Origin of the sequence: Maridesulfovibrio bastinii DSM 16055 (genome assembly GCF_000429985.1) — a bacterium.
Taxonomy (GTDB): Bacteria; Desulfobacterota; Desulfovibrionia; order Desulfovibrionales; family Desulfovibrionaceae; genus Maridesulfovibrio; species Maridesulfovibrio bastinii.
Genome location: NZ_AUCX01000008.1, coordinates 77,234 through 91,842, shown reverse-complemented (window position 1 = coordinate 91,842; position 14,609 = coordinate 77,234). Strand labels below are relative to the sequence as shown.

Here is a 14,609-nt window from a genome sequence, read left to right as displayed (position 1 = left end):
ATTTATGGTGCATGTAACTGTGCAGTTTTATTTTTTTTGATAATGGATATTTTTCATTATCCGTATGGATATTATGTCTTTCCAGCAGGGAGATTTGCCGAATGAAGATCACGTTTATGGGTGCGACCAAAACGGTCACAGGTTCATGCTATATAATTGAGACAGCAAGCTCAAGATTTGCAGTTGACTGCGGCCTTCATCAGGGTAACGCAGAGATTGAAAAAAGAAATCGCAATGTTGCGGATTATGATCCCAAGGGCATAGATTTTATTCTGATAACTCACGCTCATATTGATCATTCGGGGCTTATCCCGGCAATGGTAAGTGCTGGATTCAGCGGCCCTATATATATGACCGATCCAACCCGTGAACTCCTTGAGATAATGCTGCTGGACAGTGCACATATTCAGGAAATGGAAGCTGAGTGGGGTAACAGAAAAAGGCTGCGTAAAGGGCAAATTCCTCTTAAGCCTCTGTATACTCAGGAGGATGCTGAGGCCGCAACTCCACTGATGACTACAGTTAAGTACAAGGAAGAATTTTCTCCTGCTGAAGGTGTTAGTGTAAGATACAATGACGCTGGTCACATCTTAGGCTCGGCGGTGATAGAATTAAGTATAAGAGAAAATGGTGATGCAACCAAACTGGTCTTTTCAGGAGACCTAGGTCATAAAGATCAGTTGATTGTCAACGACCCGAGCATCATTGAGAAAGCTGATTATCTGGTTCTTGAGTCTACTTATGGTGACAGGGATCATAAAGATTCATCGAACAGTCAGAATGAATTGGCTGAAGCCATCAGATACAGTTATGAAAATAAAGAGAAGGTCGTAATTCCTGCATTTGCAGTCGAACGTTCTCAGCAGATAATTTATTCACTCCATTGCCTTCATGAGCAGGGGCTTTTGCCGGATGATATGCCAGTCTACTTAGACAGTCCTCTGGCGATCAAGGCCACTGAAATCTTTCGTAAGCACCCTGAATTTTATGATACTGACACAACGAAGATTCTGGAGTCCGGTAAAAATCCATTGGATCTGCCTAATTTGAAATTTACCCTGAGTACAGCTGATTCCCAAGCTATAAATAATACCAAAGGTCCTGCCGTAGTTATATCCGCAAGCGGGATGGCTAACGCCGGACGTATAAAACATCATCTTAGACATAATCTGTGGCGTCCTGGAGCCAGTGTTGTTTTTGTAGGCTATCAGGGTGTTGGAACACCGGGGCGTAGAATTGTAAATGGAGCTGAAGATATAACTATTTTTGGTGAAAAAGTTAAAGTCAATGCCAAAATCTTTACCATTAACGGTTTCTCCGGTCACGCAGGTCAGACTGAAATTATTGAATGGCTTAAAAATTTTAACAGCCCTTCAATGAACATAATCCTGACCCATGGTGAGCCTAAAAGCCAGAAAACCCTTGCCCAGCTCATAAAGAAGGAATTCGGATTTAAAGTACATATTCCTGAGTACAAGGAAGAGCTTATGCTCAAACCCGGCAAGGAAATGTTACCTATTATTGATGAAGCCATTGCACATCCTAAAGTGGACTGGGAATTTCTTATTAAAGATTCTGAAAATTTATTTATAGAATTCAGACAGAGGCTTGATAAAATAAAAGCACAGCCTTATGTGAACCAGTCCGATCTTCGTGAGAAGCTGTTGGACATCAATCGGCAGATAATTGAATTGATATCGGAAATGTAAATGAGATTAGTCAGCGGAAAATATGGTGGCAGGGTAATTAAAACTGCCAGTGGTCCGGGATATCGTCCGGCAACTTCCAAAGTCCGGCATGCTGTTTTTTCTATGCTTGAGTCGAGAGGGCTTGAATGGGACGGATTGAGAGTTGCTGATATGTTTGCCGGCAGCGGCAGTCTTGCCATTGAAACTTTAAGCCGTGGAGCTGCTTTTGCTCTTTTTGTTGAAAAGAGTGCCCGCCCTGCCGCTTTAATTAAAGAAAACCTCGTTGATCTGGGAGAGGATAGAAAAAACTGGAAGGTTCTTAAAACAGATCTTTTCAAGCTGTTATCATCTTCGCCCAAAGAACCTTACGGACTTATTTTTGTAGATCCTCCTTATGGACACGATCTGCTGCCGAAAGCTCTGGAAGGAATTCTGGATAACGGCTGGGTTGCTGAGGGAGGTTTCATTCTTGCCGAAGTGGAAGCTCAGGTTGAACCTCCTGAATGCGTGGCAGGCAGGCTGGAATTGTTAACTGACAGGCTGTATGGCCAGACAAGGATATTATTATGGAAAAAGTAGATCCGACAATTGCTGTTTTCCCGGGAACTTTTGATCCTTTTACAAGAGGTCATTACAGTCTTGTAATGCGTGGATTGCAGACTTTTGACAGGGTTATTGTCGGTGTTGCCGGAAGTACTTCCAAAAATACATGCTTCAATCTTGAAGAAAGAGTTGACATGGCAACCCGTATTTTTGCTAATGAACCACGGGTTACGGTTGAAGCTTTTTCCGGGCTTCTGGTTCACTATGTTGAGCATAGTGAAGCTTCAGTGATAATCCGCGGCTTGAGAGCTGTTTCAGATTTTGAATATGAATTTCAGATGGCTCTTATGAATAGAAGGCTCAACAGGGAAATTCAGACAGTATTTTTAATGACAGATTATAAGTGGATGTATTTAAGCTCTACTATTGTAAAAGATGTTGCCGTGAATGGCGGTGATATCAGGGGACTTGTTCCAAGGCAGATATTTGATGAAGTTGTAGAAAGGCTGGTTCCAGCAGGGACTTTTGATTAAGTTATATGTCATCAGCAGCTAAAATTGTATGTATTCTGGGGCCGACTGGGGCTGGTAAAACGGCGGTCTCGCTAGGTCTGGCTGAAAAATTTTCTGCGCAGGTAGTTAATTTTGATTCCAGACAGGTGTATAGAGATTTTCCGATTATAACAGCTCAACCTGATGAACGGGATAAAGCTGTATGCCCGCACCATTTATATGGTATGCTTGAAACAACTGAAGCGGTTTCAGCCGCTTCTTTTGTCGATATGGCAAAGAGTGTAATTGAGGAAGTTAAACCGGAACTTCCACTTCTTGTCGGGGGTACCGGACTTTATCTTCAGGCCCTTACTTCCGGGCTTGCACCTATTCCTGATATACCGGAAGAGGTGCGTGAGAATATACGCAGACGTCTTGAAGCTGAAGGATCACCGGCTCTTTTTAAAGAGCTTGAAAGTATCGATCCTGAATATGCGGCCAAAACGCATCCAAATAATCGTCAGCGTAATGCAAGGGCTTTGGAAGTCTTTGAGGCTACCGGAAAAACTTTTTCATGGTGGCATAATCGGGTTCAGCCTCCTTCTCCTTACGACAGCTTAAAGGTGGGGATAGCTGTTGATCTTGATGAACTTACTCCTTTGCTTGCTAAACGGATTGATATGATGATTGAAGCTGGAGCCATTGAAGAAGTCCGCAAAGCATGGGAAAAGTGTCCTGACCCTGATGCACCGGGTTGGACTGGTATTGGTTGTTCTGAAGTCCTTTCATATTTCAGGGGAGATTTATCTCTTGAAGAAGCAAAAAAGTTATGGATGGCAAACACAAGAGCCTATGCCAAAAGGCAGATTACCTGGTTTAAACGTGATTCTGAAATCAACTGGTTTTCACCGGGATCTCTTAACGAAGTATCTGACTTAGTTGAAAATTGGCTTGTCTGAAATTTACAGAATGGCTGATTCTTATTATTTAGTTAAGTAAAACAGGTCGCTAACGGAAATATTTTATATGAAAATCAGAAAATTTTCTTCAACGGTTTTAGCTAGCTTAATACTTTTGATGATGTTTTCCTCAATGGCTATTGCCGGAGGGGGATTTATTTATGAGTCTGGAAAAGGGCAGATTGATTGGGGTAGTGGCACTGCCTCAGGATCGTCATCAATTGTTCCCATGCAGGATTCTATTGACCCGCACAGAACTAAAGCTTTAGCTGTGCGGCAGGCTGGAGTGCAGGCTCGTAGAAATCTGTTGAGTGCAATCCTCAATACTTCCATTGACGGTAGAAAAAACGTCAGAAGTAATTTAGAAGATGATTATAAATTATCTGTGGAGCTAAGAGGATTTGTTCAAAATTCTCTGCTGGAGACTCAAGTTGACGATGAAGGTGTAGTTGAGGTCAAGGCTTCCCTTTCTTTGCGTGGAAAATTTTCGTCAGTCCTTTATCCAGCGTCAGTCCCTTTTCTTTCCGGAATAGCTCCTTCTTTAAATTTTGCTAATAATTCAACTTTGGAAAACGGATTATTTTCTCCGGACGTGGATGCTCTGGGAGCGGTATATAGCGGAATTATTATTGATGCCCGTTCAGTAGCTGTTACGCCAGCTTTACTGCCAGTTATTTATGACTCTGACGGAATAGGCGTTTACGGAGCTTTTTTGGTAAGCCGTTCGAACGTCTTATCAAAAGGGTTAGTTGGATATTATACAGACTCAAGCTCTACAGATGTTTTTACCCGTGTAGGGAGTAACCCGGTCACTGTGAAACTTATAAGAAATCCTGTAAATGATGGAACCGGATTTATTCTCTCCCGCGAGGACAGTCTTAAAGTCAGGCAGGCTCTAAAAAATGAATTGATTACCTCAAATTGTGCGGTGGCTGTGCTTGTTACTGCTCCGGCGGAAGAGAATAATAATGTCTCAGATGCCGAAGTTAAAGAAACAGGTATAGATAATTCTGGAACAGGTTCATCAGTTCAGCCTTCTGTTGATTCAAATATTATCGAAGAGCCTCTTGTGCAGGAAAACAAGCCTGAATAAACAGTTAACCGGAACAGAGTAAGTAATGAATTATTTAAATATATTATCAAAATTATTGGTTTCTGCTGCTTTAGTTTTTTTAATGGTTGCCCCTGCCTATGCTGTAAAGGTGCAGGTTTTTCAGCCTGCTGAAGAAGAAAAGACTGTAGTTGAAATCAGGAATGAAGCTGTTGATCTGGCTTTTGCTCAGGCTATTATGTCTGAAGCTTTGCGTATGATTCCCGGCGAGCTTGATCCCGCAAGGTCCGAAGTTCTTAAAAAGTGGTTGGGCGACAGAAAGGATACATTTGTAAGCGGTTATCGTGATGAAAGTGTATCTCAGGAAGAAAACGGTGTTTCTGTTGGAGTAAATGTTGATGTCAACCGCAAGGCTTTACGCGGATATTTAAAGAAAATTGGTGTTTTTTCAACTTATTCCAAGAAAGTTGAAGCATCTTTACAGACTTCTATAACTGACCAGCAGACTGATGATCTGGATGAGCTTAACAGGCTTATGATTGTTTTCGGTGTTCAAAAAGTTGCTGAAGGGGCGGATATTGCCGTGAGTATCAATAAAGCTGGCAAGAAAAGCTGGAGCGGTTCACTTTCTGTCTCCGGTGGACAAAGCTGGAAATCTTACGGTCTCGATCTTGATAAGGTCTGGAGCAAACTATGGGAAAATTATTTCAGCTCAATCCAGTCTTCTGCAGATATGAATCCCCGGGCCACTCTTGAAATTACTGGATGGTTTTCGCCGGAAGGAGTTAGAGAGTTCGGCAGGGTTTTAAGAGGATGGGATGCCGCAGTTCAGGAAGTTGAACTTGGTGGTTTAGATATGAAACCCACAGCTGTCTCTGCTTTCTGGACCATGGAGATTGCAGATAAATGGCTTTTGAAAAGTTATTTAGGTGATTATCTTCCACAAAGAGGACTGTCGTATACAATAAACGGTATTAATGAAAATTAGGCCGTTTTTTGGAAATAGAAAATTTTTAGGACATAAAAGTTAAGCCCGGAACTGAGAGGTTCCGGGCTTATGTTCTGACTGAATTGATCAGTCTTTTTTTTCTTTAGATTCTTTATCGTTGTCAGGAGTAACGTCAATCTCATCCGGCTCGTTGGAAGCCTTTTTGAAATTTTGAATAGCACGTCCCAACCCGCTGCCTATTTCAGGCAGTTTATTATACCCGAATATAAAGACAACGATCAACAATATTATCAGGATCTCCGACATTCCTAATCCGAACATTTTTTCCTCCAGAAAGAGATAGTTGAAATCCTTTTACATCCGCATCAATGGCAGGTCAAGAAGTCCCTTCAGTCACATTTGTAGCGGGGGAAATTGTTCTTTACAAAAGGTCCCAGCCTAAATAGGCAGTTCTGAATAAATGAAAAAGCCGGAAGTTGAACCGGCAGGGAATATCGCCTGTGTCTAAAATATCGAGACTTCCCGGTATAGGTTGCAAATTCTATATTCAGGGAAAGTGCATATATGAAGAATTTTTAAATCCGGGACTTGAAATACGCTGGAGATGCTCAGTTCTGCTTTTTATGGAAAAAGAGTATGATAAACTGCTTCGTCAGGCTGAAGCTTTTAAACTTGACGAGAAAGTTGTATCCGGAATCTGGGATGAAAGAGTTGCTGATCAACGATTGATTTCCATGGCGTGTGCAGGACGTGATGCTTCTTATCCTGAATGTTCTGCCCTACACGGTGATATATGCATGCTTGCCTTGCCTGAGTGTGATGGCGTATGCAGTAAATATTCACCAGAGGAAAATGATTGATATCGAGCTGTTGGCTTATTTAAAAATAGTTTTTCCCTAATTATCATGGAGAATGGATATGCTTGTTTACTTCCCGCAGATGCATAAAGAACTTGTTGATACTAATATCGAAGGAATCCTTCTTTTTAATCCGGGTATGGAGCCTGATAAGGATGTTGATAGCACTTCGTTCAAACCTTCAGGATTTCCAATGGAACCTGATCTGTGTAAACGAATGGTCGATGAGTTCATGCAGTATGGTGAGCTTTTTAAAAGACCGGGAGAAATGGCTTCGTATATCGGACAGGTTGCGGCTCGCGCAAATGTTGAAAGTGATAGAAGTATTGAAGCTGAGTTGATGGATAGGCTTGATAACGTTAAACCGGAAGTTGATTATAAGCCTGCTTTGATTCAAGCGCAGCTTCTCATTGCTTTATCTTACGCTTACGAAGAAAAAATTATCGAGCTTTCCAATATTGAGAAGAATCTTAATAGTTCGTGGTCTGGATTCGGGGAAAAACTTGGTCTTGCAGCTGATGAAATTGATTCTGAAGAAAGAATGCTGGGTGAAGTTATTTCCAATGCTCCAGTGGTTGCCAGCGCAGCTTTTGTTTTCCCATGGAAAAAAACTTTAGAAGGATTTTCAGCCTACCTCCCGGATGGAGCAGTGCTTGTAACTTCTGATAATGAAGCTGTTTCAATATGGGAAGATCGGGGTATACCTTTTGAGAAATCTGAAATTGATGGTGCTGATATAGAATTTCATGCTCCTGTTTATAAGTTCCTCTGTTACGAAAAAAGTGAAGAGGGTAAACCATGGCTGGATCGTGAACTCAGGATTGCCGTTATTGCTGAATAAAGTTAAATTTGAAAGACAGGGCGTGTTATTATGGAATCAGTCTCTTTGGATTATTTGAAAAAAATCAAAGGAATTATCTTTGATTGTGACGGGGTTCTTATAGATTCTATCAACTCTAATATCTGGTACTATAACCAGTTTAAAAAGAAATTCGGCTTAAAGCCGTTGACTGACGAAGAAATTAAATATGTTCACGCTCATACTGTTTTTGAATCAATAAAGTATATTATTCCCGAAGAGTCTCATGAGGAAGCCCTTGCCATACGAAAAGATCCTATGTTTGAAAAGGCAAGTGATTATATTAAACTGGCTGAAGATCTTGTACCGTTTCTGGAATATTTGAAATCAGCTTCTATCCTTATGGCTGTAAATACAAACAGAACGGACTCTCTTGATTATATTCTGGATAAATTTGAGCTGCAGGATTTTTTTGACCTGAAAGTGAATTCAACTCTGCTGCCGAAAAGTAAACCTCATCCTGATGGAGTTTATTACATCCTTGAAAAGTGGGGGATAACTCCCGAAAATGCTGTTTATATCGGTGACACATGGATTGATGAAGAATGTGCTAAAGCTGCCGGTGTTGCTTTTTGGGCTTACCGGAATGCTGATCTTGATTCAGATATGCACATTACAGATTATCGAATTTTAATGGAGCAGTTTAAAACTGCAAATTGTAAGGCATAGTGCAATTTATATATTTGTGCTTTTTTAGTATGTAATAAAAACAGTTGGTTTCTTTGAGGCGAAATTGTCAATTATTCGAAAAATATCAGTTGCCGAAAAGTACAAATTTGTCTCAGGATTTCCATCCGTGTGATTTTTATGTGATTGATTTTCTCCAGGAAGTTAAAAAGTGTTGATTCTTGGGGCTTGGTGTGACAATTTAAAACCAGATGAAAAAGTCGGCTGGAAGTCGGTATTCTGCGATCTTGTCAGGAGTTTTTTAAATGGATTATGTAATTCTTGCTATTGCCAATGTTCTTCGAATGGTGCTCAATCTTTACATGTGGGTGGTTATTATTTCTGCCCTGCTTACCTGGGTAAATCCTGATCCCTATAATCCTATTGTTCGCTTCCTATACGGTTTGACTGAACCTGTTTACAAAAAGGTAAGACATTATCTTCCTTTTGTTTTTGTAGGTGGTTTTGACCTTTCTCCTATTATTGTGCTCATAGTTATTCAAGTTGTGAATATCGCCTTGATTAACAACCTTATAAGATTGGCGTATGGAATGTAACGTCAGGGGAGTCTTATGAGCCTTTCCAAAATTGACCTGCTCAATATTAAGTTTTCAAAATCGTTATTTGGCTATTCCAAGTCTGAGGTAGATCAGCTCATGGCTGAAGTTGCCGAAGTCCTTGGTGGTATGGCCGACGATAAAAAGCAGCTTTTAAAGAAAATCAGCCGCAGGGAATCCACTATTGCCGAGTTCAGGCAGAGGGAAGAAACACTGCGTGATACTTTGATGACAACCCAGAAAATGGTGGATGACCTTAAAGAAACTGCCCGTAAGGAAGCTGAGGTCATAATTAACGAAGCTCACTCTAGAGCTGAAACCATTCTACAACAGGCTCACAATCGTCTGGCCCAGATTCATGAAGATATTAATGAATTGAAGCGTCAGAGAACCAGATTTGAGGTTGAGTTGAAAGGGCTGCTTGAATCACATCTGAGGGTGCTTGAAATAGGTGACCCTGATGTGGAGAAAGTTGAAGCTCTGGAATCAAAACTTAAATTTTTTAAAAAGGCCAAGTGATTATAAACATGGCGCAGATTTTTGTGCTTTTATTCAATAAATTAAGACCTTATTGGAAAAATTTTGTCCCGGGGTGTACTCGGTATGCTAGTTTTTCTATTAAGGATGAATATAAGAGCGAACTGCGTTTGTGTACAACTGCGTCTGAAAAACGCTGCATATGCTGATTAAATGTCATTGATTTTATCGTAATTAAAAGCGGTTAAAAGGCAATGAAGAGCTTTCTAACGGATGCAAGGCCGTAAAAACTCTGTTGATAAACTGACAAGCGAATTCGTGTTGGAAGGGTTTAGATCCTGAAAGCACTTGGTATAGATAACTACCAAACCTATGGAAAGGAGTTGCAAATGGAACCTAAGGACCTAGAACTGATTGAACAGCTAGCGGATCAGGATAGTGAAGTTAAGGCTCTATGGGATCAACATAAAAGCTATGATGTCATTATACAGAAAATGGAAAGCAAGCCTTATTTGAGTGCAACTGAAACTCAAGAACTTAAGGAATTGAAAAAGAAGAAACTTGCAGGAAAAACAAAACTGCATGCTCTTCTCGACAAGAATAAATAATAGGAGTCAGCTATGGAGCTCACCGGAGCTCAGATATTATTGGAATGTCTGAAAAAAGAAGGGGTAGATGTCGTTTTCGGCTTTCCTGGCGGTGCTGTTCTTGACATTTATCACGAACTTCCAAATTTTCCTTTCAAGCATGTTCTCGCCCGTCATGAGCAGGGAGCTATTCATGCTGCGGACGGTTATGCCAGGGCAACAGGTGATGTAGGCGTATGCCTCGTTACTTCCGGTCCCGGAGCAACTAATACCGTTACTGGTATAGCTACTGCTTATATGGATTCCATCCCGGTCGTCATTTTGACCGGTCAGGTTCCGACTGCACTGATAGGTAATGATGCCTTTCAGGAAGTAGATATTGTCGGAATTACCCGTCCCTGCACCAAACACAATTATCTGGTCAAAGATATTAATAATCTGGCGTATACTATAAGACAGGCTTTCTATCTTGCCCGTTCCGGTAGACCCGGACCGGTTCTGGTCGACCTGCCGAAAGATATTATGCAGCAGATTACGGAATTCAAATGGCCTGAGGATGTGTCGCTACGGAGCTACAATCCCAACCTGAACCCGCACTACGGTCAGATTAAAAAAGTTTCCAAGCTTATTAGAAAAGCTGAGAGACCTTTAATCTATGCAGGTGGTGGAGTTATCAGTTCCGGAGCACAGGAAGATTTGATCTGGCTAGCCAAAAATCTGGACATTCCGGTGACTGCCACCCTTATGGGTCTTGGTGGTTTTCCCGGCGATGACCCGCTCTGGCTGGGTATGCTGGGAATGCACGGCACTTATGCTGCAAATATGGCTGTTAATACGGCGGACCTCGTTCTGGCCATCGGAGCGAGGTTCGACGACCGTGTTACCGGCAAAGTCTCGGAATTCGCACCAAATGCAACTTTTGTTCATGTTGATGTTGATCCTACTTCAATTCAGAAGAACGTTCACGTTCATGTACCCATCGTCGCGGACTGTAAAAGTTTCCTCATGGCACTAAGGGAATCTCTTGAACCGGTTATCGGAGCAACTGATTTTGAAGTCGCCCATGCCGGATGGGTAAAGCAGGTTCAGGATTGGAGTACTGCACATCCTTTGCATTATAACAAGGGCGGTGAATATATTAAACCGCAGCATGTTGTTGAAAAGATCTACGAGATCAGCAAAGGCGAGGCGATAATAGCTACAGAAGTCGGCCAGAATCAGATGTGGGCGGCTCAATTTTATAAATTCAAAAAGCCCAAGTCATTTTTGTCTTCCGGTGGTCTGGGGACTATGGGATATGGTTTCCCGGCAGCAATCGGAGCTCAGATAGCTTATCCCGACAGGCTTGTGGTGAATATTGCCGGAGACGGTTCTATTCAAATGAATATTCAGGAAATGATGACAGCTGTAGCAAATAATCTTCCTGTTAAAATTGTTATCTTGAATAACCGCTATCTTGGGATGGTCCGCCAGTGGCAGGAACTATTCTATGATAGAAATTATTCTGAAACCTGTATGGACGCACAGCCCGATTTTGTTAAGCTGGCAGAAGCGTATGGAGCAGCCGGATTCAGGATCACTGAAGAAAAGGATCTTGAAAGTACTCTTAAGGAGGCTTTTGCTACTCCAAAGCCTGCTATTATCGACGTTATTGTTGACCCTGAGGAAAATGTATATCCAATGGTTCCAGCAGGGTGTTCTTTAACAGAAATGCTGCTCGTTTAAGGAGGATGGCAAAATGAGACATATTCTTTCTGTCATTGTTGAAAACGAGCCCGGCGTTCTGTCGAGAGTAGCCGGCCTTTTCAGTGGTAGGGGATTCAACATTGAATCACTTAATGTTGCACCTACTCTTGAAGATGGTGTTTCGCTGATGACTATTGCAACTGTCGGTGACGAACAAATTATTGAACAGATCGTTAAACAGTTGCGAAAGCTGATAACGGTCATTAAGGTGGTCGACCTGACAGAGCACAAAGCTGTTGACAGAGAAATGGTTTTGATAAAAGTGAATGCTGAAGATACGAAAAGAGCGGAAATTTTGAGGATAGTAGATATTTTCCGCTGTAAAGTTGTGGATGTCAGCGTTGATGAACTAACCATCGAAGTTACCGGCGACAGAGGCAAGATAGAGGCTTTAATCAACCTTTTGGTCCGTTTTGGAATCAAAGAGACTGCGCGCACAGGTAGTGTTGCTATGAAGCGCGCAATGCAGGGCTGATAAATTTCAATCAATATCCCGGCATTAGATATGCTACTACGTCTGATCAGCCTTCTGCGGGTTGTATCATACGGGAAACTATTCAGGTTTCGTGTCCGGATGTTAAAGTATTAATTAGGAGAAAAAAATGAAGGTTTATTACGAACAGGATGCAGATTTAGGATTACTTAAAGATAAAACCGTTGCCATCATCGGTTACGGAAGTCAGGGGCATGCTCATGCTCAGAATCTGCGCGATTCAGGTGTTAAAGTAATTGTAGGTCAGCGTCCTGGCGGTCCTAACTATGATCTGGCTAAAGAACATGGTTTTGAACCTGTTAGTGCTGCTGAAGCTGCCGCTGCTGCTGATATCATTATGATTCTGCTTCCTGATCAGGTTCAGGCTGCTGTTTACAAAAACGACATTCTTCCGAATCTTAAGCCTGGCAATGTTCTTGCTTTTGCTCATGGTTTCTGCATCCATTTTGAACAGATCATCCCTAAAGAAGATGTTGACGTAATCATGATTGCTCCTAAGGGTCCCGGTCATCTTGTTCGTCGTACATATACTGAAGGTGGAGCTGTACCTTCTCTGGTAGCTGTTTACCAGAATGCTTCCGGCAAGGCATTTGATCTTGCTATGGCATATGCAAAAGGCATCGGTGCAACACGTTCAGGTGTTATTGAAACTTCTTTCCGTGAAGAAACCGAAACTGACCTTTTTGGTGAACAGGCCGTTCTTTGCGGTGGTCTCAGCGAATTGATCAAGGCTGGTTTTGAAACTCTGGTAGAAGCTGGTTATCAGCCTGAAATGGCATATTTCGAATGCCTGCATGAAATGAAGCTGATCGTTGACCTCATTTATGAGGGTGGTATCTCCAATATGCGTTATTCCATCAGTGATACTGCTGAATATGGTGATCTTACTCGTGGTCCCAGAGTTATCAACGAAGAAAGCCGTAAGGAAATGAAAGAAATTCTTAAAGAAATCCAGCAGGGTGACTTTGCTAAAGAATTTATTGTTGAGAATATGTCTGGTAAAGCTCATTTCAGTGCACTGCGCCGCATCAATCGTGAACACAAGATTGAAGAAGTAGGTGCTAACCTGCGTAATATGATGAGCTGGCTTAAGAAGTAACAACTTTTCATAATTACTGTTGCAATTTTTTATTGCATGCAGAAGTTGTGAAATATTAGTATAAAAATGAAAAAAAGGGCTGTTTTACAGCCCTTTTTTTATATAGTACTTGACCTGTAATTATTTTCAGCGTAATCGTGCATTATTAGATAGTCAGATATCAGTTCCTACACCCAGGTCATTGTGGGCCTGCTAGGGCTGTAAAGGGCTGTATTGGTTGGGAGCGGCGGAAACGGTTTCGTTGTTGGATATCAATGTGTCGCGATGTGTTGGTGGGGGTAAATGGTCCAGCAGGGTTCGGCTGTCTGACTGAATTTCAAAGTTTAAAGTTTTATGGAGTTTTGAGAATGTCGAAAAACATTTATGTCGGCAACCTTCCTTGGAGCATGACCGAAGACGAAGTTCGTGATGCATTCGCTGCATTTGGAGAAGTTCTATCTGTTAAATTGATCAACGATCGCGAAACCGGACGTCCTCGTGGATTTGGTTTTGTTGAGATGGAAGATCAGGGTGCTGATAGCGCAATTGAATCTCTTGATGGCACTGATTTCGGCGGACGTAACATCAAAGTGAATGAAGCCCGTCCGCGTCAGCCTCGTCCTAGACGCTGGTAATTTGTCCTATTTTGTTATAAAGCCTTCACGGGCTTTCGCGATAGTTTAATTATTGACAGTCGAATCAAAACGCTGAAACCAGTTTTTCGTTATATCGGCAGTTATTTTTTTTCGCGGATATTTTCTGTGAATAGGCATAAGAGCCCGTATGCGCTTTGCGTTGCGGGCTCTTTCAGACTTTTAGATCATAAACAAAAGGAGATCCTTTGGCCAAAGAAGAAGGAATTGCAGTTAATGGCGTTGTAGAAGAAGCTTTACCTAATGCTACTTTCAGAGTTCATCTTGAAAACGGACATGTTGTGCTTGCGCATATTTCAGGAAAAATGCGTAAATTCAGAATTAGAGTCATGCCTGGTGACAAGGTAACAGTTGAACTTTCACCTTACGACCTGACTCGTGGTCGCATCACATATCGCCCCCGCTAATACTCTGTTTTATCAAAATTAATGCAGGTTTGAACTCTTGAAGTTAATTTTCAAAATTTGATTCTGCTTAACTTTCCTGCTGAAATAAAAGGGCGGATATTTCCAACCGGAGCAAATTATATTTAATTTTGCTCCGGTATTGGAAGTGTATTACTTTCTCATTGCGACTTTAATATCCACGATTGGTGTTCCATCAAGAGTTTCCAGCGGATAAACCGTAAGGGTGTTTTCAGTTATTTTTTTAATGGTAACTTTATGCACTCCGATCGGGTTGGGACGGTCTGGCGATCTGGTTGCAAAAACACCTCGTTTAGGGCGTGATGAATCTCCTCTGGGATGAACTTCCAAACAAGTTCTGTCTGCTTTATGAAGCCATGTCAGCAGAATTATTTCCGACCCTTCTTTTAATCCTTTCATTGCATCAAGATACTCAGGCTCTATTATAACCTGAGCTTCTATCCCGCCTTCATGTCCCTGCTTAGGGCATTCTTTCTTGTCGTTCAAAGTAGAATTGATATACGCAATCGGCGAAAGAGTTATCTCCATGA

At 41.7% G+C, this 14,609-nt stretch carries 19 protein-coding genes; 17 read left to right on the top strand and 2 right to left on the bottom strand.

Features of this window, described 5'->3' with window-relative positions:
- Nucleotides 1-101: 101 nt before the first annotated feature.
- The 6 genes from G496_RS0103685 to G496_RS0103660 all read left to right on the top strand — a co-directional run bounded on the left by G496_RS0103685 (nt 102) and on the right by G496_RS0103660 (nt 5,720).
- Nucleotides 102-1,709: an MBL fold metallo-hydrolase RNA specificity domain-containing protein gene (locus G496_RS0103685; RefSeq protein ID WP_027178091.1), complete on the top strand. Its 1,608-nt coding sequence runs from the start codon at nt 102-104 to the stop codon at nt 1,707-1,709.
- On the top strand, nt 1,710-2,267 hold the full coding sequence (rsmD, locus tag G496_RS0103680; protein ID WP_027178090.1) for a 16S rRNA (guanine(966)-N(2))-methyltransferase RsmD: 558 nt from the start codon (nt 1,710-1,712) through the stop codon (nt 2,265-2,267).
- Nucleotides 2,255-2,764 carry a pantetheine-phosphate adenylyltransferase gene (coaD, locus tag G496_RS0103675; RefSeq protein ID WP_027178089.1) on the top strand — a complete coding sequence of 170 codons (510 nt, stop codon included), beginning with the start codon at nt 2,255-2,257 and terminating at the stop codon, nt 2,762-2,764. Before rsmD ends, coaD begins: the two co-directional genes overlap by 13 nt.
- A gap of 5 nt (nt 2,765-2,769) precedes the next feature.
- The gene (gene miaA, locus G496_RS0103670) at nt 2,770-3,681 is read left to right on the top strand and encodes a tRNA (adenosine(37)-N6)-dimethylallyltransferase MiaA (RefSeq protein ID WP_027178088.1); all 912 of its coding nucleotides are present in this window, start codon (nt 2,770-2,772) and stop codon (nt 3,679-3,681) included.
- Between the two features lie 67 nt (nt 3,682-3,748).
- Nucleotides 3,749-4,774, top strand: coding sequence for a hypothetical protein (locus G496_RS18730; RefSeq protein ID WP_051294810.1), 1,026 nt, complete (start codon nt 3,749-3,751; stop codon nt 4,772-4,774).
- Nucleotides 4,775-4,799: 25 nt separating this feature from the next.
- A complete protein-coding gene (locus G496_RS0103660) occupies nt 4,800-5,720 on the top strand; it encodes a hypothetical protein (RefSeq protein WP_027178087.1) in 921 nt (306 codons plus the stop codon).
- Between the two features lie 87 nt (nt 5,721-5,807).
- On the opposite strand, the gene G496_RS0103655 is transcribed toward G496_RS0103660, so the two are convergent.
- Nucleotides 5,808-6,002 (bottom strand): twin-arginine translocase TatA/TatE family subunit, encoded by a 195-nt coding sequence (locus tag G496_RS0103655; protein ID WP_027178086.1) that lies wholly within the window; start codon nt 6,000-6,002, stop codon nt 5,808-5,810.
- A gap of 179 nt (nt 6,003-6,181) precedes the next feature.
- Here G496_RS0103655 and G496_RS0103650 point away from each other — a divergent pair, with 179 nt between their 5' ends.
- From G496_RS0103650 to infA, 11 genes are all read left to right on the top strand, one after another.
- On the top strand, nt 6,182-6,541 hold the full coding sequence (locus tag G496_RS0103650; protein ID WP_027178085.1) for a hypothetical protein: 360 nt from the start codon (nt 6,182-6,184) through the stop codon (nt 6,539-6,541).
- Nucleotides 6,542-6,599: 58 nt separating this feature from the next.
- Nucleotides 6,600-7,379 (top strand): hypothetical protein, encoded by a 780-nt coding sequence (locus tag G496_RS0103645; protein WP_027178084.1) that lies wholly within the window; start codon nt 6,600-6,602, stop codon nt 7,377-7,379.
- Nucleotides 7,380-7,409: 30 nt separating this feature from the next.
- On the top strand, nt 7,410-8,066 hold the full coding sequence (locus G496_RS0103640; RefSeq protein ID WP_027178083.1) for an HAD family hydrolase: 657 nt from the start codon (nt 7,410-7,412) through the stop codon (nt 8,064-8,066).
- A gap of 263 nt (nt 8,067-8,329) precedes the next feature.
- On the top strand, nt 8,330-8,620 hold the full coding sequence (locus tag G496_RS0103635; RefSeq protein ID WP_027178082.1) for a YggT family protein: 291 nt from the start codon (nt 8,330-8,332) through the stop codon (nt 8,618-8,620).
- Between the two features lie 15 nt (nt 8,621-8,635).
- On the top strand, nt 8,636-9,139 hold the full coding sequence (locus G496_RS0103630) for a DivIVA domain-containing protein (RefSeq protein ID WP_027178081.1): 504 nt from the start codon (nt 8,636-8,638) through the stop codon (nt 9,137-9,139).
- Nucleotides 9,140-9,486: 347 nt separating this feature from the next.
- Entirely contained in the window at nt 9,487-9,705 is a 219-nt protein-coding gene (locus G496_RS0103625) for a DUF465 domain-containing protein (RefSeq protein ID WP_027178080.1), read from the top strand.
- Between the two features lie 12 nt (nt 9,706-9,717).
- Nucleotides 9,718-11,409, top strand: coding sequence for a biosynthetic-type acetolactate synthase large subunit (gene ilvB, locus G496_RS0103620; protein WP_027178079.1), 1,692 nt, complete (start codon nt 9,718-9,720; stop codon nt 11,407-11,409).
- Between the two features lie 13 nt (nt 11,410-11,422).
- Complete coding sequence (ilvN, locus tag G496_RS0103615) at nt 11,423-11,905, top strand: acetolactate synthase small subunit (RefSeq protein WP_027178078.1); 483 nt, start codon at nt 11,423-11,425, stop codon at nt 11,903-11,905.
- A gap of 127 nt (nt 11,906-12,032) precedes the next feature.
- Complete coding sequence (gene ilvC / locus G496_RS0103610; RefSeq protein ID WP_027178077.1) at nt 12,033-13,022, top strand: ketol-acid reductoisomerase; 990 nt, start codon at nt 12,033-12,035, stop codon at nt 13,020-13,022.
- A 347-nt stretch (nt 13,023-13,369) separates the two neighbouring features.
- Complete coding sequence (locus tag G496_RS0103605) at nt 13,370-13,636, top strand: RNA recognition motif domain-containing protein (RefSeq protein WP_027178076.1); 267 nt, start codon at nt 13,370-13,372, stop codon at nt 13,634-13,636.
- 206 nt (nt 13,637-13,842) lie between these two features.
- Nucleotides 13,843-14,061: a translation initiation factor IF-1 gene (gene infA, locus G496_RS0103600; protein WP_027178075.1), complete on the top strand. Its 219-nt coding sequence runs from the start codon at nt 13,843-13,845 to the stop codon at nt 14,059-14,061.
- Nucleotides 14,062-14,211: 150 nt separating this feature from the next.
- Here infA and tsaA read toward each other — a convergent pair whose 3' ends face one another.
- Nucleotides 14,212-14,607: a tRNA (N6-threonylcarbamoyladenosine(37)-N6)-methyltransferase TrmO gene (gene tsaA / locus G496_RS0103595; RefSeq protein ID WP_027178074.1), complete on the bottom strand. Its 396-nt coding sequence runs from the start codon at nt 14,605-14,607 to the stop codon at nt 14,212-14,214.
- Between the last annotated feature and the right edge of the window lie 2 nt (nt 14,608-14,609).

Coding starts and splice junctions, on each gene's coding strand:
- ilvC (WP_027178077.1), top strand. CDS start 12,033: ATGAAGGTTTATTACGAACAGGATGCAGATTTAGGATTACTTAAAGAT.
- G496_RS0103625 (WP_027178080.1), top strand. CDS start 9,487: ATGGAACCTAAGGACCTAGAACTGATTGAACAGCTAGCGGATCAGGAT.
- tsaA (WP_027178074.1), bottom strand. CDS start 14,607: ATGGAGATAACTCTTTCGCCGATTGCGTATATCAATTCTACTTTGAAC.
- ilvN (WP_027178078.1), top strand. CDS start 11,423: ATGAGACATATTCTTTCTGTCATTGTTGAAAACGAGCCCGGCGTTCTG.
- G496_RS0103685 (WP_027178091.1), top strand. CDS start 102: ATGAAGATCACGTTTATGGGTGCGACCAAAACGGTCACAGGTTCATGC.
- G496_RS0103630 (WP_027178081.1), top strand. CDS start 8,636: ATGAGCCTTTCCAAAATTGACCTGCTCAATATTAAGTTTTCAAAATCG.
- coaD (WP_027178089.1), top strand. CDS start 2,255: ATGGAAAAAGTAGATCCGACAATTGCTGTTTTCCCGGGAACTTTTGAT.
- G496_RS0103645 (WP_027178084.1), top strand. CDS start 6,600: ATGCTTGTTTACTTCCCGCAGATGCATAAAGAACTTGTTGATACTAAT.
- G496_RS0103640 (WP_027178083.1), top strand. CDS start 7,410: ATGGAATCAGTCTCTTTGGATTATTTGAAAAAAATCAAAGGAATTATC.
- G496_RS18730 (WP_051294810.1), top strand. CDS start 3,749: ATGAAAATCAGAAAATTTTCTTCAACGGTTTTAGCTAGCTTAATACTT.
- rsmD (WP_027178090.1), top strand. CDS start 1,710: ATGAGATTAGTCAGCGGAAAATATGGTGGCAGGGTAATTAAAACTGCC.
- miaA (WP_027178088.1), top strand. CDS start 2,770: ATGTCATCAGCAGCTAAAATTGTATGTATTCTGGGGCCGACTGGGGCT.
- G496_RS0103605 (WP_027178076.1), top strand. CDS start 13,370: ATGTCGAAAAACATTTATGTCGGCAACCTTCCTTGGAGCATGACCGAA.
- G496_RS0103635 (WP_027178082.1), top strand. CDS start 8,330: ATGGATTATGTAATTCTTGCTATTGCCAATGTTCTTCGAATGGTGCTC.
- G496_RS0103660 (WP_027178087.1), top strand. CDS start 4,800: ATGAATTATTTAAATATATTATCAAAATTATTGGTTTCTGCTGCTTTA.
- G496_RS0103655 (WP_027178086.1), bottom strand. CDS start 6,002: ATGTTCGGATTAGGAATGTCGGAGATCCTGATAATATTGTTGATCGTT.
- ilvB (WP_027178079.1), top strand. CDS start 9,718: ATGGAGCTCACCGGAGCTCAGATATTATTGGAATGTCTGAAAAAAGAA.